At 50.3% G+C, this 24,685-nt stretch carries 18 protein-coding genes and 1 tRNA gene; 10 read left to right on the top strand and 9 right to left on the bottom strand.

Going from position 1 to position 24,685, the window contains the following annotated elements; all coding sequences use genetic code 11:
- The first annotated feature begins 147 nt into the window (after positions 1 to 147).
- From C9I92_RS17425 to C9I92_RS25605, 6 genes are all read left to right on the top strand, one after another.
- The gene (locus C9I92_RS17425) at positions 148 to 1,407 is read left to right on the top strand and encodes an NAD(P)/FAD-dependent oxidoreductase (RefSeq protein WP_047886231.1); all 1,260 of its coding nucleotides are present in this window, start codon (positions 148 to 150) and stop codon (positions 1,405 to 1,407) included.
- Between the two features lie 114 nt (positions 1,408 to 1,521).
- Positions 1,522 to 3,012, top strand: a complete 1,491-nt coding sequence (gene nhaC, locus C9I92_RS17420) for a Na+/H+ antiporter NhaC (protein WP_479724823.1) — start codon at positions 1,522 to 1,524, stop codon at positions 3,010 to 3,012.
- A 157-nt stretch (positions 3,013 to 3,169) separates the two neighbouring features.
- Positions 3,170 to 4,045 (top strand): 4-hydroxy-tetrahydrodipicolinate synthase, encoded by an 876-nt coding sequence (gene dapA, locus C9I92_RS17415; protein WP_047886229.1) that lies wholly within the window; start codon positions 3,170 to 3,172, stop codon positions 4,043 to 4,045.
- 11 nt (positions 4,046 to 4,056) lie between these two features.
- Positions 4,057 to 5,568, top strand: coding sequence for an aldehyde dehydrogenase (locus tag C9I92_RS17410; protein ID WP_047886228.1), 1,512 nt, complete (start codon positions 4,057 to 4,059; stop codon positions 5,566 to 5,568).
- A 62-nt stretch (positions 5,569 to 5,630) separates the two neighbouring features.
- On the top strand, positions 5,631 to 7,205 hold the full coding sequence (locus C9I92_RS17405) for an ATP-binding cassette domain-containing protein (protein ID WP_084712630.1): 1,575 nt from the start codon (positions 5,631 to 5,633) through the stop codon (positions 7,203 to 7,205).
- An 11-nt stretch (positions 7,206 to 7,216) separates the two neighbouring features.
- Positions 7,217 to 7,456 (top strand): hypothetical protein, encoded by a 240-nt coding sequence (locus C9I92_RS25605; RefSeq protein ID WP_146149705.1) that lies wholly within the window; start codon positions 7,217 to 7,219, stop codon positions 7,454 to 7,456.
- A gap of 81 nt (positions 7,457 to 7,537) precedes the next feature.
- Here the strand turns inward: C9I92_RS25605 and mepM are convergent, their stop codons facing one another.
- Together mepM and C9I92_RS17390 are read right to left on the bottom strand one after the other, a co-directional pair.
- Complete coding sequence (gene mepM, locus C9I92_RS17395; RefSeq protein WP_047886227.1) at positions 7,538 to 8,851, bottom strand: murein DD-endopeptidase MepM; 1,314 nt, start codon at positions 8,849 to 8,851, stop codon at positions 7,538 to 7,540.
- A gap of 759 nt (positions 8,852 to 9,610) precedes the next feature.
- Positions 9,611 to 9,811: a hypothetical protein gene (locus C9I92_RS17390; RefSeq protein WP_047886226.1), complete on the bottom strand. Its 201-nt coding sequence runs from the start codon at positions 9,809 to 9,811 to the stop codon at positions 9,611 to 9,613.
- A gap of 758 nt (positions 9,812 to 10,569) precedes the next feature.
- On the opposite strand from C9I92_RS17390, the gene C9I92_RS17385 reads away from it, so the two are divergent.
- Together C9I92_RS17385 and C9I92_RS17380 are read left to right on the top strand one after the other, a co-directional pair.
- A complete protein-coding gene (locus tag C9I92_RS17385; RefSeq protein WP_047886225.1) occupies positions 10,570 to 11,976 on the top strand; it encodes a tryptophanase in 1,407 nt (468 codons plus the stop codon).
- A gap of 155 nt (positions 11,977 to 12,131) precedes the next feature.
- Positions 12,132 to 12,728 carry a copper resistance protein NlpE gene (locus C9I92_RS17380; RefSeq protein ID WP_047886224.1) on the top strand — a complete coding sequence of 199 codons (597 nt, stop codon included), beginning with the start codon at positions 12,132 to 12,134 and terminating at the stop codon, positions 12,726 to 12,728.
- Between the two features lie 127 nt (positions 12,729 to 12,855).
- On the opposite strand, the gene C9I92_RS17375 is transcribed toward C9I92_RS17380, so the two are convergent.
- The 7 genes from C9I92_RS17375 to C9I92_RS17345 form a co-directional block, all read right to left on the bottom strand.
- A complete protein-coding gene (locus C9I92_RS17375; protein WP_047886223.1) occupies positions 12,856 to 14,691 on the bottom strand; it encodes a hybrid-cluster NAD(P)-dependent oxidoreductase in 1,836 nt (611 codons plus the stop codon).
- Between the two features lie 207 nt (positions 14,692 to 14,898).
- Complete coding sequence (gene trxC / locus C9I92_RS17370; RefSeq protein WP_047886222.1) at positions 14,899 to 15,333, bottom strand: thioredoxin TrxC; 435 nt, start codon at positions 15,331 to 15,333, stop codon at positions 14,899 to 14,901.
- A 158-nt stretch (positions 15,334 to 15,491) separates the two neighbouring features.
- Positions 15,492 to 15,689 carry a hypothetical protein gene (locus C9I92_RS17365; RefSeq protein ID WP_047886221.1) on the bottom strand — a complete coding sequence of 66 codons (198 nt, stop codon included), beginning with the start codon at positions 15,687 to 15,689 and terminating at the stop codon, positions 15,492 to 15,494.
- A 319-nt stretch (positions 15,690 to 16,008) separates the two neighbouring features.
- On the bottom strand, positions 16,009 to 17,655 hold the full coding sequence (locus tag C9I92_RS17360; RefSeq protein ID WP_047886220.1) for a diacylglycerol kinase family protein: 1,647 nt from the start codon (positions 17,653 to 17,655) through the stop codon (positions 16,009 to 16,011).
- Between the two features lie 243 nt (positions 17,656 to 17,898).
- Complete coding sequence (locus C9I92_RS17355; RefSeq protein ID WP_107193908.1) at positions 17,899 to 18,231, bottom strand: hypothetical protein; 333 nt, start codon at positions 18,229 to 18,231, stop codon at positions 17,899 to 17,901.
- Between the two features lie 291 nt (positions 18,232 to 18,522).
- Complete coding sequence (locus C9I92_RS17350; protein WP_047886218.1) at positions 18,523 to 19,245, bottom strand: YebC/PmpR family DNA-binding transcriptional regulator; 723 nt, start codon at positions 19,243 to 19,245, stop codon at positions 18,523 to 18,525.
- A gap of 443 nt (positions 19,246 to 19,688) precedes the next feature.
- Positions 19,689 to 22,133: a M9 family metallopeptidase gene (locus C9I92_RS17345; RefSeq protein ID WP_047886217.1), complete on the bottom strand. Its 2,445-nt coding sequence runs from the start codon at positions 22,131 to 22,133 to the stop codon at positions 19,689 to 19,691.
- A gap of 308 nt (positions 22,134 to 22,441) precedes the next feature.
- Between C9I92_RS17345 and C9I92_RS17340 the strand changes: the two genes are divergently transcribed.
- Together C9I92_RS17340 and C9I92_RS17335 are read left to right on the top strand one after the other, a co-directional pair.
- Positions 22,442 to 22,532 (top strand) — tRNA-Ser (locus C9I92_RS17340).
- A gap of 771 nt (positions 22,533 to 23,303) precedes the next feature.
- On the top strand, positions 23,304 to 24,569 hold the full coding sequence (locus C9I92_RS17335; protein WP_047886216.1) for a RidA family protein: 1,266 nt from the start codon (positions 23,304 to 23,306) through the stop codon (positions 24,567 to 24,569).
- The last annotated feature ends 116 nt before the right edge of the window (positions 24,570 to 24,685 follow it).

The following is a 24,685-nucleotide window of genomic DNA, read 5'->3' as shown; positions in this document are numbered from 1 at the left end:
TCAAGTGTAGCCGAAAGTCGGCGATTCAGCGCCGGATCGATCCCGATCACAAAACAGCTTTAAAGCGCTGGCTGAATTAACAACACCTCTCTAGTGTATATTGTATACAATATACATGATCGCAAAATTAATGGAATGAGATCACAAATGGAAAAGATGGATCACGACATTGCGATTATCGGGGCCGGCGTTATCGGTTGTGCCTGCGCGTACCGCCTCCAGCAGGCCGGACTGAAGGTGTTGCTGCTTGATAAAGAAGCGCCTGGACAAGGGGCGTCATATGGTAATGCCGGGCACATTGCGACCGAGCAAATCATGCCGCTGGCGAACCCGGCGATCCTGACGCAGATCCCGAGCATGTTACTCGACCCGGTTGGCCCGCTCCGGATTGACTGGCGTTATCTGCCGCGTCTGCTTCCCTGGATGCTCCGGCTAATCAGCAATATGCGTGCCGGAGCTCAGGCTCGTAGCCAGCATGGCCTGATGCAGCTTAACCACACCAGCCTTGATGCGTGGAAAGCGCTGCTTGGTGACATCGACGCGGCTGACCTGATGCATCACCAGGGATCACTGTTGGTCTTTGAACAGGAGAAAACCGGTCAGGCATTGCACCAGTTTGCGAAGACGTTGGCGCAAAACGGTGTGGTCGTGACGCCGCTTTCTCAGGTTGAGGTACATCGAAAAGTACCGGGGCTGGCGAAAACGGTGCTGGGGGCGCTGGAATTTCCGGAAACCAGCCATGTAATTGATCCGCTGAAATTGGTGGAGTCACTGGTGGATGCTGCCGTGGCGCTCGGCACGGAATGTCGTCAGCTCGACGTTCATGGTGGTTGCCTGACTGAGGATGGCGTTGAGCTGCATACCTCTCGCGGCACTGTGACCGTTCCGCGGGTACTGATTGCCGCTGGTGCGCACAGCCGATCGCTGGTTTTCCAGCTGACTGATACGGATATTCCGCTGGATACCGAGCGCGGCTATCACCTGATGCTGCCTAATGAATCGCACCGTATTCCGGTGGCGGTGACCTCAGCGGAGCGCCGCTTCATTATGACGCCCATGGCCGACGGCTTGCGCCTGGCGGGCACTGTGGAGTTTGCCGGGCTGGAGCGTCCTGCCAACATGGAACGTGCCCACCGTTTGGCAGAACTGGGTGACAGCTTGTTTGAACACCCGCTGGATCTGGCCGGTTCGACGCCGTGGATGGGATTTCGGCCGTCACTGCCAGATTCACTGCCAATTATCGATGCTGTCGGGCCCAAACAGCAGGTCATGCTGGCGTTAGGGCACCATCATCTGGGGCTGACACAGGCTGCTGTCACCGCGCAGTCAATCAGAGACTTGGCTCTGAACCAACCTCCGTCTTTGGATCTCAGCCCATACCGGTTGAGCCGATTTCGCACAGCCTGATTTGAATGTGACGCAGTCACGTCCGGATGAGGCAAGCCGAAACCACGCTGTACGACGATAAAACTGAAGCTCCTGATTTCTCTGCAGGCTGATACTGAGCGGCAGTAAGAAATAGTGGCTCATGCAAACACTACTACGACTAACAAAAGGAAGAATGTTATGCGTTCCAACTCTAGTGCTATCCGGCTGCCGACCAGTATGGAGGTGGTCGGTTTGATGGTGGGATTTATTGCCGTCATGTTCCTGTTCCTCAACGTCTTGTCGCTGCCTATTCAGCTTGCGCTATTTGCAACCTGGTTCCTGGTCATGGGGCTCGGCCTGCGGCTCGGGCAATCCTATCATGCGATGCAGACCGGGCTGATTAAAGGGATCCATAACGGTATGGAAGCCGTGCTGATTCTGATCACTGTCGGGGCGTTGATTGGCTCGTGGATTGCCGGTGGCATTGTTCCCAGCATCATTTACTACGGCCTGAGTGTCATGAGCCCGAATATTTTTCTGGCTGCGGCATTTGTGATTTGTGCGATGACATCGCTGTCGACCGGGACATCGTTTGGTACCGCTGGCACGGCTGGGATCGCGATGATGGGGATTGGCCACAGCTTCGGGATACCTTTACCGCTGGTCGCCGGTGCTGTCATCAGTGGCGCCTACGTGGGGGATAAAATGTCGCCGCTGTCTGATACCACGGTGATGACCGCTTCGCTGTGTAAAGTGGATCTGATCGACCACATCAAATCCATGCTGTATGTCAGCGGCCCGGCGTGCCTGATTGCCTTCGTTCTGTTCCTTCTGGTCGGTTTCTTTTATATCGATGGCAATGTTGACACCAGCCGCGCAGACGCCGCAATGGTCGCTCTGGAGCAGCACTTTACGATTTCTCCGTGGTTGTTACTGCCAGCCGCCGTTGTCATCCTGCTGTTGTCGCGCCGGATGCCGTCGATTCCGGTTATCACCTTCGGCGCTGTACTAGGAATTGTCTGTGCCATCGTGGCGCAGGGCATGCCGACGCTGGATGCGGTGCGTACGGTGTATGTCGGCAATGCCATGCATTCAGAAGTCGACTTTCTGAATACGCTGCTTAACCGTGGCGGGATTCTGTCGATGCTGGAAGTGATTGCCCTGATCCTGTTTGCTCTTGGGCTGGGTGGTCTGATGGAGCAAATCGGTGTTCTGCAAGTGATCTGTAACCGTTTCCTGACCTGGGCAAACAATGCCGGACGTCTCACGCTGTCGACCCTGCTGGGTGGCTTCTTCGGTAACTTCTTCGGGGGCGCGGCGTATGTGTCGCTGATTACCGCCAGCACCATCACCGAGAAAAACTATGACCAACAGGGTATTGACCGACGCGTGCTGTCGCGCAATACCGAAGCGGGCGGCACGGTGACCACACCGATGGTGCCATGGTCAGACGGTGGGGTGTTCATGGCAACCACCCTCGGCGTGTCAACACTCGGTTACCTGCCATTCCTTTGGTACCACTTCCTTGTGCTCGCCATCTCTGTGTTCTACGGGTACGCCAATATTGCCATCTGGCGGACTACACCGACTGGTGAAGCTACAAACACCGCGGCTCAGCCTGCCAAGGCTGAACCCGCATCCTGAGACGTTGAACGAGGCTCGGCTTGAGACCCTGAGTGAGGCGCTGAGGTGAGACTCTGAATGTTCAAAACACGATTTAGACGCAACCAAATTACTGATGTTCTGCATCATTTTACTGGGGCCGGCCAGGAGTCCGGCCTGACATTTCAAGGAGATAGTTATGAAACTCGACGGTATTTTTGTTCCTGTAGTGACCCCGTTCACGGAAGAGAATAAGGTTAATTTTGATGCGCTGGGCAAGCTGCTGGACTGGCAGCTGGAGGCCGGTGTAGCCGGGATTGTAGCCTGTGGGACGACCGGGGAATACTACGCTTTCAGTGATGAGGAGCGTACGCAGGTACTCACTTTTATCGCCGAACATGTCGGGGATCGCGCCCTGCTGATCGCCGGAGTGAATGATACCCACACCCAGGGTTCTGTGCGAAAAGCGGAGCAGGCGAAAGCCCTGGGTTATCAGGCGCTGATGCTGGCACCGCCGATTTACTGTTTGCCGCAGCAGCGCGAAATCGTTACTCACTACCAGACAGTGAGCCTGGAAGTCGGCTTGCCGATCATTATGTATAACTTCCCGGCGCGCTCCGGTGTTGAGATTGAGGTCGACACCGTGATTGAACTCAGCCGTGATCCGAATATTGTCGGGATCAAAGAAAGCAGCGGTGATTTTACCCGTGCGTTGTCATTGATTAATGCCAACCTGGATAATTTCTCCGTAGTTTGTGGCTCTGACGATCAGGGCGCGGATTATCTGTTCTGGGGCGTGCGTTCCTGGATCGGTGGTGCGGCTAACTACTTACCTGAAGCACATGTGCAGATGCTGGAATGCGCGCGAATCGGTGATTACAACGCGCTGCGTGCCATTATGACGAAACTGCTGCCGGTGATTCAGAACCAGGAATCGGCCGACTACAACCAGAAAGCCAAATTGGCACTGATTCACCGTGGCCAAGACGTCGGCGCGATCCGTGCGCCTCTGCTGCCAATCAGCGATGAAGATCAAAAAGCCTTTCTTCAACTGCTTGATGCCGCTCTGCAATAGGAGGTTCCGCGATGCCATTAACAAATAAGTCTGTATCTACAGTGCCTTTAACCAAAGAGCAGGTGTTTGCCGCCGCAGAGTGTGGCGAGTTGTTTGCGGGTTGTCTGGTGTCCGGCTTGTCGGGTGAGCGGGCAACCATTGCGACTCTGAGTCCCTACGACGGTAAAACAATCGGCAAGATCGAAGCGGGCAATGAACAGGTGGTTAACGCGGCAGCGACAGCGGCCCGCACCAGTTTCGAATCCGGTGAATGGTCTGCGCTGCCACTGGGCGAGCGTAAGGCCATTTTGCAACGCTGGGTGGCGCTGATGACTGAACACAGCGAAGAGTTGGCAGCATTAGATTGTGTTGATGCCGGTAAGCCGATCAGCGAGTGCCTGAATACCGATATACCGGAGACCATTCACACCTTTGCCTGGTACACCGAAGCCATCGACAAAGTATTTGGCCGAATAGCGCCGACGGATAGCGATACCTTGGGACTGATTGTCAAAGAACCGATTGGTGTGGTTGGGGCTGTGCTGCCGTGGAACTTCCCGGCGCAGATGTTTGCCTGGAAAGTTGCCCCGGCGTTGGCGGCAGGCAATGCCGTGATTGTGAAACCAGCCGAGCAAACCAGCCTGAGTGCTTATCGTATGGTCCAGTTGGCGCATGAGGCGGGTGTTCCGAAAGGGACACTGTCATTGGTGACCGGTCTGGGGGAGGCAGTCGGCCAGCCGTTAGGGCTGCATCCGGATGTGGATGTGGTGTCGTTTACCGGCAGCACAGAAGTTGGTCGGCTGTTCCTGCAATACTCGGCTCAAAGCAACCTGAAAGAGATTGTGCTTGAGTGCGGCGGTAAAAGTCCGCAGATCATATTCCCGGATGTCTACAGTCTGGATGAGATTGTCGGTGATGTGCTCAATGCTGCGTTCTGGAACATGAGTGAGAACTGCAGTTGTGGCTCTCGTCTTCTGGTTCATACCAGCATTAAAGACGCTCTGGTCGAGAAACTTAAAGCTGGTCTGGATAACTGGAAATTGGGTGACCCGCAAGATCCACAGGTCAGCATCGGTCCCATGATTGAGCCGGCGCATTTTGAAAAAGTGCGTGGCTATCTGGCACGGACGAAAGCGGAAGGGGCGACGCTGGTTCATGGCGGTGGCACGCCGGACATCGGTGCCGGATTGTTTGTCGAGCCGACCATTTTCGATAATGTCACGCCGGAGATGGCCCTGTTTCAGGAGGAAGTGTTCGGGCCGATTCTGGCCGTCACCACGTTTGATTCGGAGGAAGAGGCGGTTCGCTTGGCCAATGATGGTCAGTACGGGTTGGCAGCGTCGCTGTATACCGCGGATATCCGCCGTGCGCATCGGGTGTCACGTCAGCTGAAAGCCGGGACCGTTTCGGTGAACTGTTTCAGCGAAGGCTGTATCGCGACCCCGTTCGGCGGGTATAAGCAGTCCGGGTTCGGCGGCCGGGACAACGGGCTGGAGGCCTTTGATCAGTATCTGCAAACCAAGACAATTTGGTTGCAGAACTAGAGCTTGGTCAGACGGTTTGGTATTAATGGATATCAAACCGTTTTTTCATAAGGAAGTGAAGGATGTCGATAGCCGTGACAGATTTGCTGTTGGCTGTGCCACATGGCCGGCTGCAGGTTGATAACTGGCGTATAGAACCTGGTCAGCATTGGATGATTTTCTCAGCGTATTCCCGGTTCGGCTCGTTACTCGGGCAACTCCTCAGTGGTGAACGTGTGCCGGATTCCGGATCGGTAACTGGTATACCTCAGCGAGTGGGCGTGGTGTCGCTGGCTTCTCAGCAGGCATTGCTGGAAGAGGAGTTGGCGCAAGAGGAGACGGATTACATTGATCAGATCGACTTTGGCCACACTGTAGAATATCTGATTGCTGACTGTTGCCATTCGCCGGAGCAACTGGAGACTTTGCTGGCACAGCTGGATTTGCAGCATTTACGCCACAGTGGTTTTCGCCAGTTATCGACCGGGGAAACCCGTCGTCTGATGTTGGCGCGGGCGCTGGCAACTGAACCCGAATTACTGGTGCTGGATGACCCCTATGACGGACTGGATGCCGCTCACCAGACGGCGCTGTCAGCGTTGCTGAATACCTTGTCAGAGCAAATGACGCTGGTCTTGATCAGTGCCCGCGAAATGCACCTTCCTGATTGCATCACCCATGTTGCCATGTTCACTGAACAAACGATGAATGTCCAAGGCAGCAGCAAGCGTGGTCCGGCTGGTGCCCTGAGTACTGTCAGTTTAAGTGAAGGGATGACGGTGGCAGAATTCAGCCATCATCCGGTGCTGCGTCAGCTTGAGGCATTGTCTACGCAACGTAGCGATGAGGTCATGGCTCTGATTCGCCAACGGCATCAGGAGAGACAACAGGTTGTTACCAGAGACGAGCCGCTGGTGGAGCTGCGAAATGGAAAAGTGGAATACTTTGATCGGCAGATTTTCGAGGCGGTGAACTGGCGAATAGAACCGGGTCAGCACTGGCAGATCAGGGGGCCGAATGGCTGCGGAAAAAGCACTTTGCTGGCGTTGATTCTGGGAGACCATCCACAGTGTTATGCCAATGATATGAGCGTGCTGGGGTATCGCCGTGGCAGCGGCGAAAGTATCTGGGATATCAAACGGCGAATCGGGGTAGTCTCCTCAGCGTTGCATCTGCAGTATCGCGTTAGCTGCAGTGCGTTGGAAGTGCTACTGTCAGGCTTTTTCGATTCGATTGGGCTGTATGATTCACCATCGAAAAAACAAATTCAGCAGGCCCATGACTGGCTCGCAATTCTGGCAATGTCAGATGATGCGCACACGGGTTTCCGCGAACTGGACTATGGGCAGCAACGACTGTTGCTGATTGGCCGGGCGCTCATCAAACAGCCTGCCTTGCTGATTTTGGACGAGCCTTATCAGGGGCTGGATTTCGTTAATCGTAAACTGGTCTATCAGGTGCTGAATATGATTGCCCGCGATCAGCTTAGCCAGTTATTGTACGTATCCCACCATGATGAAGATCGGCTACCGGCCATCCGGAATTATGTCGACTTTATTGTTAAATCAGAGAGCTCAGACAGTCCACAAAACGGTACGGATAACGAAATAACAGGCATGACAAAAAGCCGTTATGACGTTGTCATCTCGGCTGTATAGGGTTGTCTGGTATGGAAATTGTCGGAATGTGTTATTCCGGCAATACCTCCATTTACCGTCTAGATTTTTGCTTGGTAAATGTTGTTCTGGCTGTGGGCTTAGGTTCTCATTATCAACCTCAACCTCAACCTCAACCTCAACCTCAACCTCAACCTCAACCTCAACCTCAACAGAAGCCATTGAAGTGCGTGATCAAACACGCCATCTGCCCCCGCTATTTATCACTGATGACCATCATCCGTGAGCAGTAAACAAGCAAAAACACCCACGGGGAAAAGAGATCTCCCCGTAGATGCTATTTGATCCTGGTTACCGCGATAAAGCTCTGGTTATCAGTCTTTGGGCTGGTTGTTGTTTTTAGCCAGGCGAAGTATTCCCTTCTGATCATCTTTCATCATGGTGTTATACATCGCGACCGTTTCTTTAAACTGTCCCATCTCCTTGCTTGGCACCGAAGAGGCCATAGGGATATTGGCAGTCAATGGGTTCACCGGACGGTTACGAATCAGGAACTCATAATGAATGTGAGGGCCGGTAACGCGACCGGTGCTGCCCGCCAGGGCGATACGCTGGCCACGTGAGACTTTCTGTCCTTTCTTGACCAGTATCTTACTGTTATGCAAGTAGCGGGTTTTGTAGTTGGTTCCATGTTGGATGACCACATATTTACCAGCGTACGGGTGACTAACAGTTTGGACAACAACGCCGTCACCGGTTGCCAGTACAGGTGTACCACGCGGGGTGGCGAAGTCGACACCATTGTGTGGCGCAACGCGTCCGGTGACCGGGTGGTGGCGCTTAGGATTAAACTGGGAACTGATTCGCCAGCGCTGGTTGGTGGCGTATGGATAGCGCATGAAGGCACGTTGCAGGCTGTCGCCTTTGGCGTCGTAGAAGTTACCATCACTGTGCAGATAAGCCGAAATGGTCTGGCCACGGCTATGGATACGGATAGCCCGCAATTCATGCTGCCCGGTCAGTTTTTCTTTAACCGACTGACGGGACACCACCACTTCAAATTTATCCCCGGCACGAAGATCGCGAGAAAAATTGAGCTTATCTTTCAGCAAGCTGGTGATTTCATGCACTTCCGTGGCTTTTAGACCGGCTTTTTTGGCTGAGTTAGCAAAACTGCCGTGGATTTCACCATTGGCAATCACATCGCTCCAGTCACCCGGAATAGCGATTTCTTCCACATTGAAGTTTTCATCATCCAGACGTTCATAAATGACTTTTTGCGCCAGCGTAAATTCGAGTTCAAGGCGTTTAAGTTGCCGTTGATCGTCAGCCAGCCAGAAGCGCATGCTGTTACCTGGTTTGAGGGTGTCGATTTTCAGGTGGTTTAAATCGGCTTCCATTAGTTGTTGAACAGTGTTCAATGGGATGTTCAGCCTGGAGAAGATTTCGCTTAGGGTGTCACCTTTCTGAATGGTGTAAGCGTAGCGGGGTGGTTCAATGGTGGTTGTGGTCAGTGCATCTTCATTGGGTGTCCATGGGGACGAACTGACAAGGTTCAGTGGAATTGTACGATTAGTCGTTTGACTGTTATTCAGGAACACCGCCATGGTAATCAGTGACAGGCTGGCAATCCCGATGTATTTGGTCGACAACCATCTCCGTGGCAATGTCGCGTTGTGTATTGGCATATCTTAGAACTCGTCGTTTTTATTTGTTGGCAGGCTTTTAATACGGCAGGTATGGGAAAAAGAAAAAATGGAAGTCGCCATACCTGGCATGAATCACTCTCTTTTGTCTGTATTGACTATTTATTCATTTATTTTTTGTATTAGTTTGCCATATACAGACAAGCAAATTGTCAAATTGTTTCCTTAATGACATAAAATTCAGTTTCACAGTGTAAAAGATACCTAAAGTGTGAGGTATGTTGCACTTTTCCCGCCTTTTGTTCTGAAAACTTGATAAAAGCATTAAAAAGCCATGCCTGACACAGCGCTGACATTTGGCTGACTTTATGCTGACGATATAAGTAAAAACGCGTTTCCATTTTTCATGTTTTTCTGTGAATTATATCCGCTTTGTTTGGTTGAAAATTGAGCGATTTGGTTGTTGGTTGGCTTTTTTGTAATGGATTACTTTTGAAAGTGGCAGCGGCTGGCGGCGTAATGCGCAGTGGATAACGATATGAATGTTAACCAGTAAATACAAAAAAGTGCTGACAGAAAGCAGAAAAAAGACAGGCATAACTATCAGAAAAGTCAGTCAGAAGAATCCGCTCAAGCTGAGCAGGAGATTGCGGGCAGTGATGTAAAAATCGGTAAGGTGGGAGGGAATGAAGGGATATCGGTTAGATAATTGTCGGTCGCCAAAAATGAAAAAGGCAAGGTTATAAGCCCTTGCCTCGGTATTGTCACTTTTTATTAGCCTCGTCCAGTTAGCTGGGCGAGTCAGATGAAGCGGATTTTTACCGCTTGCAGAGTATGTTCTGAGTCATCCAGGATGAATGATACCAGACTGCCAGATGCCGGACTGTCTTGTTCAGATACCTGAGCGGCGCTAAAGCGGATGTCGCCACCTAAATCTGAAGTGATCAGGCCAGTTTGGTTAAAAGGGTTGTAGCTACGGATAATGCCGGTTTGTGAAATCATGGTGTTGTCCTTTCTACCCAAGCACTGCATTCGGACTATTTGCCATAGACGTTAATCGTCTGGTCAGGTCACTTGCGTTTGGCTTGTGGTCATTACGTTGAGTAAACGCCGACTGAGCTGACTTTCTTCCTGAATTCGTTTTCTTGTTGAATTCGCGTTCTCCTTAACAAAGTGGAGAACACCGAGAGGGTTCAGCGGCGGTAATAGTTTTCAGCATCACGCTGGTTAAGTTACTCATCGACCTTTGGTTTCACCCGTCAGGAGCTCACCTAACTCGCTGACTCATCACTACGAAACACTTGCAACTCAGTGTGTAGTGGGATGTGTGGTGTAATCTTCTGGAGGTGCTTCTTACTTTGGCGAGAAGTGAGGCGTGTTCTTCGAAAATTATGTCTCGGTCTGAGCAACAGACCTGAGCACATTATCTGTAATCTGTCGGGCTGTAAAGCCTTGTTTGAAAAAATTTATGCCAGAAGAACAAGGCCAGTTGATATCAGGCTTGTTATGAACAGCTGACTATACTTAGGTCAGTTTTCTTTCCGCAGGGTGCTGCAGGATGGCTGAGAATACCTTGTTGCAACGTACCAGGGTGCCCGCGATACGGCTGGTGCTTTCTGCCTGGTTCAATATTGATTTTCGTCTGACTAATAACTTTCCTGCTGTCGGCTGATTGCGGCACCGTCGATGTTTTCACCACCTATTTTTCCTTGATCCGATCACCGGATTGTCTGCGTGTTTTCCAAAGCTGGAGAGCCACTATGAGCAAGCGTGTCCCTGAACCTTTTCGAATCAAAATGGTAGAGCGAATTCGCATGACCACAGAAGCGGATCGCCAATTGGCCCTTGAAGCGGCGGGTTATAATCCGTTTATGCTGCGCAGTGAAGATGTGTATATCGATTTGCTGACCGACTCCGGTACTGGTGCAATGAGTGATACTCAGTGGGCCGGGCTGATGTTGGGGGATGAAGCCTATGCCGGTAGCCGGAACTTTTTTAACCTGTGTGATGCCGTACAGCACTTTTTTCAGTACAAGCTGGTGGTGCCGACCCATCAGGGGCGGGGAGCCGAGCAAATTTTGTTTCCCTGCCTGATTGAACGGATGCGCAAAGTCAGGGGAGGCACAGAGGCGGTTTTTCTGTCCAATTACCATTTTGATACAACGGCCGGACATATTGAAATGTGCGGCGGGAAAGCGATTAACCTGGTAACTGAAAAAGCGTTTTCCACTGAAGTCTACGATGACTGGAAGGGGAACTTTGATCTCGAAAAACTCGAAACCGCCATTCAGCATTACGGCTCTGTGAATATCGCCGCCATTATTACGACAGTGACCTGTAACAGTTCGGGCGGGCAGCCGGTATCCATGGCCAATATGCGCAACGTTTACGCATTGGCTCAGCACTACGATATTCCGGTGGTGATAGATTCCGCCCGTTACTGTGAAAACGCTTATTTCATCAAGCAGCGGGAAGAGGGGTATGACGAGAAGCCTTTGCTGGAGATTATCCGCGAGATGTATCGTTATGGCGATATCCTCACAATGTCAGCCAAGAAAGACCCGATGGTGAATATCGGCGGCCTTTGTTGTATCCGGGATCATGAAGAGTTGTTTCAGGCTGTCCGTACCCGCTGCGTTCCGATGGAAGGGTTTGTGACTTACGGCGGCATGGCCGGGCGGGATATGGAGGCACTGGCCCGCGGGCTCTATGAGGCTGCCGACGAAGACTTCCTGCATTACCGTATCAGCCAGGTGAAATACCTGGGCGACAGGCTGCGTGAGGGCGGCGTGCCGATCCAGTATCCGACCGGTGGGCACGCCGTGTTTGTGGATGCGAAAAAGGTGCTCCCACATATTCCGGCAGAGCAGTTTCCGGCACAGGCTTTGTGCAATGCGCTGTATCTTGAGTCGGGGGTGCGGGCTGTTGAAATTGGGTCATTGCTTCTGGGCCGAGATCCGAGCACTGGCCAACAGAAACCGTCGCCATTGGAATTGTTACGATTGACCATTCCGCGCCGGGTATATACCAATGACCACATGGACTATGTCGCCGATGCACTGATTGCAGTCTGTCAGCAGGCAAGCTCAATTCGCGGGCTGGAATTTGACTACGAACCGCCGGTCCTGCGGCATTTTACTGCTCGCTTAAAACCGCTAACTGACTGAATAACAATGTGCTATCTTGTGATTAGCAAGGTGAGTTTGAGTGAATATTGAATAGTGTTTTTTGACTGAACATTGACCTTGGGATGACGTTATTCACACAGAGGGCAGTCTACAATGATACCCATCTTAGAAAGATTGCTAATAAGGAACACACAATGAATAAGACCTTACTTGCACTGGTAGTGGCTGGTTTTGTACTGGCGGGATGTGATCAAAAAGCCTCACCAGAATCCGCCGCTCAACCTGCTAGCGAAACCGCTACCGTGGTTGAAGAGCAAGCAGTTCAAACCGAGGGCATGACTCAGGTTGAAAATAAGGCAGAAAGCAATGAAGCTGAAGCTGCGCAACCGGCTGATGTGATGGCTGAGGGCGAACAGGACGAAATGAAAGCCGGCGAAAGCAGTGAACCGGTGGCGGACATGGAACACAACGCGCGTAACTCGCTGGACTGGGCTGGTACGTATACCGGTATTCTGCCATGTGCAGATTGTGAAGGTATTAAGACTGAGCTGGTGATTAAAGACGATGGTACATTTACCCTGACTGAAATGTACCTGGGTAAAGACGGTGGTGCTTTTGAACACGAAGGTACGTTCAACTGGAATACCGCGGGTAACACTATCGCGCTGCCTGGAATTTCTGATTCTGCGGTGCAGTATTTTGTCGGCGAAAATCAATTGTTCCGCCTTGATTTGGAAGGTAACCGCATCACCGGCGATCTGGAAAGCCACTATATCCTGAAAAAGCAGTAAGCGCAGATCAGCGTGTAAAGTGCTTTAACGGAGTCTGAAAAAACAGCCACCTTATTGGGTGGCTGTTTTTTATGTGGCTATTGAGCCTGAGCCTGAGCCTGAGCCTGAACCTGAAACGGCTGGCGTGTTAGCTGATCAATTCAACATCACTTAACGGAATACAACAACAGGCCAGTACTTTCCCTGCCTCCTTTTCACCCGGCAGCAAGGCCGGGACGTCCGGCTGGTCAACCGTGCCAGATTCCAGGGTCATTTTGCATGAACCACAGAACCCAGCCCGGCAGCTGTTGGCGATCCCAAGCCCGGCAGATTCAGCCTGATCCAACAAGGTGGCCTGGTTATGGCCCTGAAATAAATGGCCATCAATGCTGATTGTCACAGTGTGTTTCTGTGCGGTCGCCTCGTCGCCACCACGGCTCGCACCGAAGGATTCCTGATGGTAGCGCTCTCCCGCCAGTCCGGCGTTCAGCAGCAAGGCTTTGGCATCGTCCATGAAACGGTTTGGACCACAAACGAACACCTGACGCTCTGTAAGATGCGGGATATGATCCAGGTGGATTGCACTGAATCGACCGGTTATCCCCTGCCAGCTGTTATTTGGCTGACTTAATGCAATGGTTACTTTCAGTGCAGGGTGTTCAGACTGCAGTTTTGCCAGTTCGGCCTGATACGGAATATCCGCTTCGCTGCGGCACTGATGATAAAACACCACATCGTTGATCTGATTATGATCGGCCAGATAACGCAGCATCGCGATCATGGGAGTGATGCCACTCCCGGCAGACAACAACAAAAGCTTGTCGGTATGGGGCCCAAGATGAAAACTGCCGTCCGGTGACTCGGCAACCAGCGTGTCGCCAACCTGCAGGTTGTCATGTAACCAGTTTGAAACCCGACCATCGTTTACCCGCTTAACCGAGATGGCATAGCGGCCAGGGCGGGACGGACTGGACGACAGCGTATAGCGGCGAGAAACGTATTCGCCATTGATCTCTACCTGCAGTGGCAGATGCTGGCCGGGCTGATAAGCGGGCAGTGTTTGTTGCTTGGTTGGCTCCAGCCAGAAGGTACAAAAATCCCGGGCAATGTCTTCCCGTTCAACACAAGTGAGTGTCAGCGATGGCGTGCAATTATCGGGGTAAAGCGGTCTGGCCTGGGTCTCCAGAACTTCAATGGTATCACCGGCATGAATGATACCTTCATTCAGCGCCACCAGATTTTGCCCGAAGTACACGTCACCACTGCCGTCAGAGCGAAATTTCAGCAGCGTGTTGAGCGGCTCTTTCTGGGCATTTAATTGTCCGGTTTGCGGATTCACTGTGGTCAGGATACAGCGGGCACACGGCTTGACGGCCTCAAATTCCACCTCACCGATTCGGATTCGTTTCCAGCCATCTTCCGCAAACGGCTCTGTGCCGGAGACGACTAAATTGGTGCGGAACTGATCCATGGTATGACGCTGGGGGCTGCGTGCATTCAGGGCCTCCAGAGATCCCTCGCTGATAATCAACAGCGGATAGCCGTCAGCAAAACTCACGTTATGGCCGACTTTCTGACGGATGCGCTGGGATTGCTCTCCGGTATAGAGCAGTTGCACTGGCTCGCCAATGAGTTCACTGAACCAACGATTCGCTTCTGAGGTAGTTTGGTGGGCCGGAAACGTGTCTTTCCATACGGTGGATGGGGTTTCCACCATCGTGAACTCGGCGTACCTGAGGCGCAGAGGGGCAGTGTCCGGGTAACTGAGTATCAGACCATCCGGTTGTAGGGCTGCGGTGACTTTGACCAGTTGCGGGTATTTGCGTGCGGTAATCATGCCACCATCGGTTTTGGCGACCATAAAACGGCGGTCAAACGCGATTCCCTGTTTCTCGACCCAGGCTTGCGACTGGCTCAGACCACGAATGGATTTGATAGGGTAAACATTGATCTGGCTGAGTACGGCCGACGCTGATTTGCTCACAGATTCGTCCTTGTAATTGTAATGATAAAGGCGGGGCTATGAGCGTCACTCTAGCAAAAGGGCAACCAGTGGCATAGAGAGCAGATAACAAAAAGGTGCCATCAGGCACCTTTTCAGTGAGTGTAAAGCGCTTTAAACGGAAAGCTCTCTAGATCTACCGCTCTCTTGATGTACAGCACGGTAAATAAATGCGGCTTGTCCGGTCGGTTACTTGGTCAGCGCTTGGTTTAGCCACTGATCAAACTGGCCTTTAGGTAAGGCACCATTGATGGTGTCTGCTAATTGGCCGTTTTTGAAAACCATAATAGTCGGAATACTACGAATACGGTATTGCGCTGCCAGCGCCTGCTGGGATTCCGTATCGATTTTCACAAAGCGTACATCGCCATTCCGCTCTTTTGCCACATCTTCAAAGATTGGCGCGAAGCCGACACACGGGTTACACCACGGTGCCCAGAAATCTACGACTACCGGTTTGTCGCTTTGCAGCAAAGTCAGAAAGTTCTCGGTAGTGCCTTCGACCGGTTTGCCGTCAAGCAGGCGTTCTTTGCAAGAGCCGCAGTTGGCCACGTCATTGACACGTTCAGTTGGGATACGATTCATTGCGTTGCAATGAGGACAACGGGTAGTCATTGTAGTCATTAGTTGCGTTCCATTCGGTGTTTATGCGCACTAATGTAACGACTACCCAGGTATTAGAAAAGCTGAAATAACAGATTAGTGTGATAGAAAATCTCTATCGTTGTTATGACCGGTCAGGCTGTTTCTGTATTCGGGTGTATATGGCACGTAGTTTCAGGTTAATGGATAAGTCCGAGTTCCTTTGCCTCTTCAATGGTCAGGCCGCTTGCTCGAATATCACGTAGCAGTTCAATTCGGCGACGTGCTTCAGCCTGCTGGCGCTTGGTCTGAGAGATATGGGAAGCCGTTTCATCTTTGAAATCCCATTTTGATGCCACGTCAGACATTTCGCTGTGGTCGATAGAATTGATAGACACAATAACCTCCTAAAGAAACGTTGCGTCAGGATCGAGTTATCTTTATCAAAGGTTTTTCACAGCGTTAAGCCGATAAAATCGACTTTGTGATACATCCCAAAAATGTGCAAAAACAATGAAAACTTGCTTTTCGTTTAGAGAGAACAGGAGTAGTGTTGATGGTTCCCGCCCTCGAATATTTCTCCGCTTGAGATCAAAATTTTCCTGCTATTGCCCGGTGTCGTATTTGGCCTGAAAGCGCATAATATTCCGTGGGTATTCACGGTGTTGATTGCTTTTTGTGCGATCCACCTCTTATTTTCTGACCTTTTGTTTTTTCTTACAGATGCAGCTCGTCACCAGGTTCTGGTTTGGGTGACAGAATTTGCAGGGCGTCAGGACGTACCGCAATCTGCAGGACGTCATCCTGAAACAGTTCGCCGTCAATAACGTAGTTCAGCCCTTCGGGATGATGAATCGTCAGGGAAGTGACCTGGCGGTGTTGGGTCAGCCCACCAAGCTTTTCTGAGGTAAGACCGGCAAGCACTAACTCGGTGATCGACAGGACATGGGTGCTCAGGTTATCAGAGGTGGGAATCCAGGTGACGTCAAGCTTTCCATCGTTGATATCCGGTGCTCCGGAACCCTGAGCCAGCACCGTACTGAAAGGGGCGGCATTGGCGATCACCATGCTGCTGGTTTCCAGTACTTGTTCATCTTCGTCATCAAAACGCACCGTCAGGGTCAAAGGCGTTCCTTGAGTTACCGCATTCACGAACCCTTTGAGATAAGCAACCTGTCCTTGCTCATTTTTGGCATCGCGGTTGGCAAATTCGATCATCTGCTGCTCAAAGCCGACGGCGACAATCAACAGCGCAATGCGATCATTACAGGTGGCGACATCCACATGATGGGCCTCGCCGCGAACAATGGCATCGCAGGCGAGGGAGACCGGGGTCAGTTTAGCCCGTATACCCCACAGTGCATGACACAGGGCATTGGCTGTGCCCAGCGGTAAAATCCCAAATCGTACCTGATTGCCAACTAACACGGTGGCCACTTCGTTCACGGTTCCGTCGCCACCGCCGGCAATAACAATGTCAGGGTTGGCATTGAGCGCGTCTTTTGCCAGCTCAGTAGCGCTCAGGGTCTCCGTGGTTTCACGGACGGTCAGTACAAAGTGTGGGGCCAGAGTGGCAAGAATCTCACCCCGGTATTGCGGCCATTTGCCCCCACCGGAAACCGGGTTGGCGATCAGCCAGGCACTTGGTTTGCTCAGACCGAATTCTTTCTGGTTGGCTGCTGCTTCCAGCGCGTGGCGCTGATTTCGGTTCAGGCGGGCATACCGTCGGACTGACTGAATATGGTTTATGATGTCGTCCAGGCTGCTGCCGGGGGTACGGGCAAGAAGATAAGCGGCTATGACCATCACTGACCGGCCACGCCCCAGAGCGCAGTGGACGACAACACGTCGTTGCTGTCGGCGTTGTGAATCTATCCAGCGGATGGCTTGCAGCAGAGAGGCAAAATCAGGGTAGGCATGATCAAGTACAGGGACGTTAAGATATTTGATACCTTCATCCATCGCTGACCAGTTGAGACTTTCAAACTCTGCCGTGACGTCCAGTACGGCACCAATATTGGCTTCGCGTAACGCGGCCATATCGATAGGAGTCAGTCTGGCGGCCACGTACAGACCAGGTTCGATTTCTTGTAGGGTTGGGGAGGAAGAGCGGGTACGTATCAAGCGATTATACAGATACACCCCAAGCATAAAAGGCCAGAAAAGTACCCTGACTGGCCAGGGGATCCGGCCATCGCTGCGTTTGTGGAATATCATGCCATTGTTTTTGATATAGGCGATTGCCACCAGTCCCAGCGACAGCGCCACCCATATCAGAATCAGGCTTATCCACCACCAGGGACAGACCATCGCCAGAAATAATGCAACGATACAGCCTGTCATGTAGTACATCGCAATAGGCATCTGAAACTCCTCTGGCAATACCATGCAAGGGTCGCAGCGAGCGAAGACAACAGATGTTACGAAAAGCCGGCCGCTTGGTTTACCGTTTCACTCTTTCACCCTTGGGTTCATCAGGGGGCTATCCATAGTGTTAACCACTGTACTGTTAGCAACTGTACTGTGAACCCGAAAAGGCAGATAACAGAAAGGCTCCCTGGCGCAGGTGGCCAGGGAGCCTGACATGAATCAGAACAGATGAACGGGTTAGCAGTCTGGGTCTTCTGCGTTCATGCTCTCTTTCATCTCTTCACATTTATCTTCGATGGCGTTGCCGGTATCGGTCACTGCTTCATCGACTTTGTCGCCGACATCTTCAGCCGCATCTTCGATGGCATTCCCCGCGTCAGTCATGGTTTCATCGACTTTATTGCTGACATCTTCAGCGGTATCTTCGATAGCATTCCCCGCGTCAGTCATGGTTTCGTCGACTTTTTTACCCATTTCTTCGGCGCTTTTTTGTTCGCCGCAAGCGACAATACCTGCACTTAAGATCAGTACCAATAGCGTAGCGAGGGTTTTACGGTTGGTAGGCTGCATGGTGTTTCCTCCGGCTTGGCTGCTTTTTGTTGTTGGCTCTTTCATTATTGCTTTTTCTTTTTGTAGCTTCCTCTAGGCATAGCACCTATCGTGGAAGACACAAATTAAAATTATCCCCATTTAAGTCAGATTCAGGTCATAGAGAAGCCAAATATATGTAAATTTCAATCTGTTAGAACTCCGAGGAAGCGAGGGGGGATTAAATCAGAGGCAAAGTGAGGTGCCGGAAAACAGGCATAAAAAATCCCCCTTGCGGGGGATCTCAGCGAATATGGTCAGTGTAACAACTGATTATTCTTCGATTTCGGCGTTGTGGTAAACGTTTTGTACGTCGTCACAATCGTTCAGCGCATCCAGGAATTTTTCAAACGCTGCAACATCATCACCAGACAGTGGTGTCATGGTCTGAGGAACAAAAGAGATTTCTTCCACATCCAGCGTAATATCCGGCATGCTTGCTGCCAGTGCATTCTTCACTTTGAAGAATTCAGTGTGAGGAGCAAAAACAGTGATCACACCGTCTTCACACTCAATGTCAGACACGTCAATGTCTTCCATCATCAGGTTTTCCAGCACAACTTCTTCGTCGTCGCCTTTAAACTGGAATACGCACTGGTGTTCAAACATGTGGCCTACAGCGCCTGGGGCACCGATCTTCGCGTTGTTTTTCACGAATGCCTGACGAACGTCCATGTAAGTACGGTTGTTGTTGTCTGTCAGACAGTCAACGATAACCATGCAGTTACCTGGGCCAAAGCCTTCATAACGAGCAGTTGCGAAGTCTTCACCGCCGCCACCTTTAGCTTTGTCTATAGCTTTATCGATAACGTGACCAGGTACCTGATCTTTTTTCGCTTTTTCGATCAGACGACGTAGAGAAAGGTTGCTGTCTGGGTCAATACCGCCGTTTTTCGCAAGGACGTAAATTTCTTTACCGTACTTTGAATAAACTTTGATTTTTGCGCCCTGTGTTTTCGCCATCGAGGCTTTACGGACTTCGAAACTGCGTCCCATAGGAATCACTCTCTTCTAGAATATTGGGATTTCTGTTGGATGGCGGATTTTACCAGTAAGAAAGGCGAATTGGCTAGAAATAATCATCGCGGAATGCGGCTATTTTCAACGAAACCAGGCGGTTTTGAAGGAATGACTGACAGCCCAAAATTCGATTTTTTTGTGCTGGATATCTGAAATGAAAAATACGCCGGAATGCGTAGTTTGATTTTGGTTGTTTCTTCATCATTTGATGCTGTTTTTTCCATCAGATTACGCGGCAGTGTTATGACTGGCTCTTGAGCTTTGCCTGCTCACTGATGAGGATAAAAGGGCTGACTGGCAGCCCTTTGTTTTTGTGGCTTGACGCGAATTACCTTCAGCGAGGGTGAACAATGCCTGTGAGCAGGAAGGCATCTGGCTCAATACTGTGGTTGTGCGCCAAGTCCAGGTGAACAACAGACTTACTCCACTGCGACGTATACTTCGACTTCGGCAGTGTGGCCCTGATTTGTCATCAGCAGATGGATATACCCAGCCTTGTCTGCGGTCAGCTCAAGATACTCCTGACTGCCGGAGTAAGCCGATGCCCGATCATGGGTCTCGGTGGTCGGCCAGTGAGCCTGAGCGGCGTATAGATTAACATCACTTAGTGAAGACGATTCGGTGGCATTGACTGGTGTCACCCAGACGCGGACGGTTTGGCCTGCCTCTGAAACAGGAACGGCCAGGTAACGCTGGGTGTGAACCTTGAATGTTTGCGGCTGATCGGCTTGCAATACCACTGGGGTCAGATCGTCTTCACCCTGCGGTAGTTGCTGGTTACCTTGATCGGCCGGATCATTGATCTCTGCGGACGCAGTCAGGGTAACGGCATGGAATGCTTCCCTTCCAGTGACGCTCACGTAGTAGCGACCCGGTTTGATAAAGCCATTTTCCTCTGCCGTCAGAGATAGCAGTTCATTACTGCCATCAACAAAGGCGGTTTCATCGTAATCATAATAGTGGGCTACACGGTTGTAGCTGACGAACAGGTCGGCATCGCCATCACCGGAGATGGCCAGTTTCATACTGGTGGTGTGCTGTGGAACGTCAATAAAGAACAGGTGCTCGCTGTATCGTTCGCCTGCCAGGGTGATTGGCGTATTGAACGCTAGTGCTAACACGTCCTTGCCACCTGGCTGCTCTGGTTCTCCGGGGTGATCCGGGTTCGAGCCTGTATCTTCAACCGTGAGCAGCCATTGACGGAACTCTTCATTATATTGCTTACCCAGCGCTTTTGCGGTGTCTGCCCATTGGCGGAACTGTCCCTGACGGGAAAGAGCCAAGAGCGAGTTAACTTCACCCGGGTGGTTTTCCATAAAAAAGCGGACAGCCAGATAACCCCAGCGATAGATACGATTGACATCATGATCGTAAGTGGTAGCCAGTACTTCTGTCAGGCTGTATTTCAGGGACCGGCCCAGAGCAATGGCATCGCTGTAACCTTGCTTGTAGTGCATGTACTCCGCAAAACCTTCCAGCCACCAGACTGTATGGCCGTGGCGCAGGACATCACCGAAATCGCCGTGTAAGTTAAAGCGTCCATCCAGATAATGCACATATTCATGCTCCAGGTTAAGGATGCTGTAACCGTCAGCGTATTCGTTGCGGTAGGCAATAAAGCGGGCCTGATTGTCGGCCTCTGCCGGGTTACCTTCCAGATACTGACCACCATTGTTGGTGGTGTTACCGAACAGGAAATTGGAGTAGCTGACGTAATCCGCATTGCTGTCGAATACCACGACCTCTACCGTGTTGTTCAAATCATCGGCCACCGGCTGATTGCCTGTCGCTGCCACCTGATGAAAATCCGCTTCTTTATCTGCCAGGATATGGCAAACCTCTGCTGCCTGCGCTTCCGTCATCGCCTGAGCGCGAACGATCGCCGGGCCGTCGCAGGCAAAACGCAGCGGCATCATGCTTGCTTCCAGATCGCGCTTAGCATTAGTCAGACCCAGCTCGGCGGCTTTTTCCGGGGCAAAGTAGTTAATCATTTCCGCGATGCCGACCCACATTTTGTCGCTCTTTCCACCCAGTGGGTAGCGGCGTAGTAAGTCTTCCAGAATAGTCAGGACTTGCTGACGGGTATCAGCATGAGGTGTAACCAGCAAGCGTCCCATTTCACGGGCGGCATTGGTCACAATAAAATCAGCACGAGTCTCCAGCGCCCAATCATTGGTCAGGATAAACTGATGCAACTGAGCCAGGTATTCCGGGTGCGCGGCCAGATCATCGTAAAACGTGGTGATGCTAATGTGCCCGCTCATTGCCCGGAACAGGTTGTTCAGAGCCTCGACAAACTGCAGATTATCTGCAGTTTGACGGGTAAAGTGGTCGAGTAAAGGTAACTGATTGGCCATGGTTAATGGTAACTGACGGATATTATCCACCATGGTTGTCATGCTTTTCAGCGCGCCGATTTGTTGCTCACCGGTCAGAGCGGCGTACGGGGAAAGCAGAAACGTATTGATGGTATGAGCCAGAGACAGGTCCAGAGCCTCAGAATAGTCGCCATATTGGCGCTGATGCTGGTAACGCACATAGTAGGCGGCACGAATGAACTCCCCCAGGTTTTCGATCGCCAGTGCCTGAACATCTTCGCCTCGGTAGCCTTGGACATGGCGATGAAGTTGCTGTTGCGCTTGCTGAATGGTGGCTTCACTGAACAAGCTGTTCAGAGTATCTGGCGGGGCTGAAAACCAGTCGTTACGACATTCGTTGTCTGCCCGCTCAATAACTGCAAACGGTTGTTCGGCCGTATTGATTTTGTTTATCTGGCAGGTCGGTGCGGCGAGAACCGGCTGGGCCAATAATCCTGAAGCGATCAACACAGCCAATGTTGAATGTCTGAATAAATTCTTTTTCATGTTTATAACGTTATGATTTTTAAATAATTTGAAGCGGGGTGTTATACCAGTAGAAAGTTAAAATGCACTCTGGTGAATATGAAACTAAGAGATTGATTCCGAAATAAACAGAATTCGTTAGCAGCAGTAAATTGTGATGAAAAAGCGTCGCATAGATTATCTTAACGCATTGAAAAATAGACTGTTCTATGCGTATGTAATGTGATGAGGGAAGAGGCTGATTGATGTAAAATCAGGCGCTTGGACGGCATGGGAAAGATAAAGGCTTTACAGCTATTCCAGGAGAGATTAGTATACGCCGCACTTACGGAGAGATGGCTGAGTGGTTGAAAGCACCGGTCTTGAAAACCGGCATACGTTAATAGCGTATCTAGGGTTCAAATCCCTATCTCTCCGCCACATTCTAAAAAAGCCGCTGTTTACAGCGGCTTTTTTGCATCTGCCGTTTTAAAGTCATCACGATGTTCAACCGTAATGTCGTGCTCATTCTTGCCGCTATCAGTTATTCCTAGACGATCTCTCTATTGAGAATAACCAATCTATTTATTTTTATTATCGTAAACATTCCTATCTCTTCAGATTTTAAATGTTATTCATACCGGAATATGTCATGGCTAATATTTTGGGAATCGTGGGGACAGTCTGCAATACAGTCATCTATAGTGTAACGGAAAAGTTATAAGGTTGGTGTTAAAAGATAACGTATGGTTAAAGGTATAAGCATATAATTTCATTTATAAATCACTGCATTCTTTGTTTTAAAAAATCAGGGAAAATGTTCGGGGATTTTATGCAGTTTAAACGAAGGAAAAGACACATTGATAAAGGGGATCAATAAATTTTCAGTGTCGTAGTGTGAACAAATTATCAGAATTTGGCAAAATTGGGCTGATAGCGTAATTGGCTTACTGAGATAATATTCACCTTTGACGAATCATTCGAAAAAAAATGTTTTTTATAGCCAGATTATTTCAGTTTTTGCGGATAATTAGTCGTAAAGTGATTATTTATCCTGATTAAGTGAGCATTGTCGCGAGAAAATACTTTGATGTCTATCACATTTGCCTGAAATTAATTCACTTACTATTGCCTCGCTTTAAACATTTAATCAGATAAATCTAATAAAGATAGATACGAATCTCTGAACCAATAATAAGGATAAATTTCGATATGACTGGCGGTATCATTAAACTATCAAGAAATACTGACAATGCGCCAAAAAGCGCTGTATTTACACAAACAGTTGCTTTTTCTCATTATAATAATATTTCTGCGCAGCTACCGGTTGATCCAAAAACGGGTAACATCGTTGTCGGCAGCGTAAAAGAGCAGGCGAAGCAGTGCCTGGAAAATATTAAAGCTATCGTGGAAAGCATCGATCATGTGATGGACGATGTTGTTAAGATCAATGTCTTCCTGAAAAATATCTCAGATATTGATGCAGTCGATGAAGTGTACGCCACCTTCTTCCAGAATTATTTTCCAACCCGTACCACTGTCGCTGTTGCCGCTTTGCCAATGGGCGATGCATTAGTGCAAATGGATGCACTTATTTCTAACGGTGAAGGGACTGCTCCGCAAGAGCCATGTGACCTTATCAAACTTGCTAGAAACTCAGACAATGCACCCAAAAGTGCAGTTTCAACACATACCGTTGCTTTCTCTCATTACAACAATATCTCAGCTCAGTTGCCTGTCGATCCGAAAACCGGTGAGATTGTTGCTGGTGGTGTGAAAGAACAAGCCGCTCAATGCCTGAGAAATATCAAGGCTATTTTAGAAAGTATCGATGTTCCTTTTGACGACATTGTGAAAGCAACTATTTTCCTGAAAAACCTTGCTGATATCGATGCCGTTAACGAAGTGTACACAACGTTCTTCCCAGATTCGGCGATCGCGAGAACAGTGGCTTATGTTCCTGCCCGTACCATCGTCTCGGCTGCCGCACTGCCAATGGATGCTCTGGTCCAGATTGATGTTGTTGTGTCACATGGTGATGGCACACCACCACAAGAGGTGGAAGACCGACATGGTATCGTTATCAAAGCAAACAATACTGAAAATGCGCCACTAAGCGCACTATATACTCAGACGGTTGCGTTCTCTCATTACAACCATATTGCTGCTCAATTACCGCTTGATCCTAAAACGGGTGAATTTGTTGCTGGTGGTGCTAAAGAGCAGGCAGAACAGTGCCTGAACAACATCAAAGCCATCGTGGAAAGTATTGACCACGTTATGGACGATATTGTTAAAGTTAACATTCAGCTGAAGAATATCGCTGATCTTGAGGCGGTAAATGAAATCTACGCGACGTTCTTTGAGGGCGAACTGCCAGCAAGAACAACTGTTGGTGTCGCTGAAATTGCGATGGATGCGTTGGTACAAATTGATGCCGTGGTTTCTAACGGTGAAGGTACCCCACCTCAGGCATAACGGGGACTTGATCGCTGCTGAGAGAATCTCAGTAGCTGACCTCTGAACTGAGCCTCAATAATTGGGCAGGGTTTTACTTTTGACGGTGCTTGTCATCGTCAAAAGTAAAACCCTGT

The organism is Photobacterium ganghwense (assembly GCF_003025595.1).
GTDB classification, from domain to species: domain Bacteria; phylum Pseudomonadota; class Gammaproteobacteria; order Enterobacterales; family Vibrionaceae; genus Photobacterium; species Photobacterium ganghwense.
Note: the sequence above shows the minus strand (reverse complement) of the source record. Positions and strands in the feature narration are given on the sequence as shown.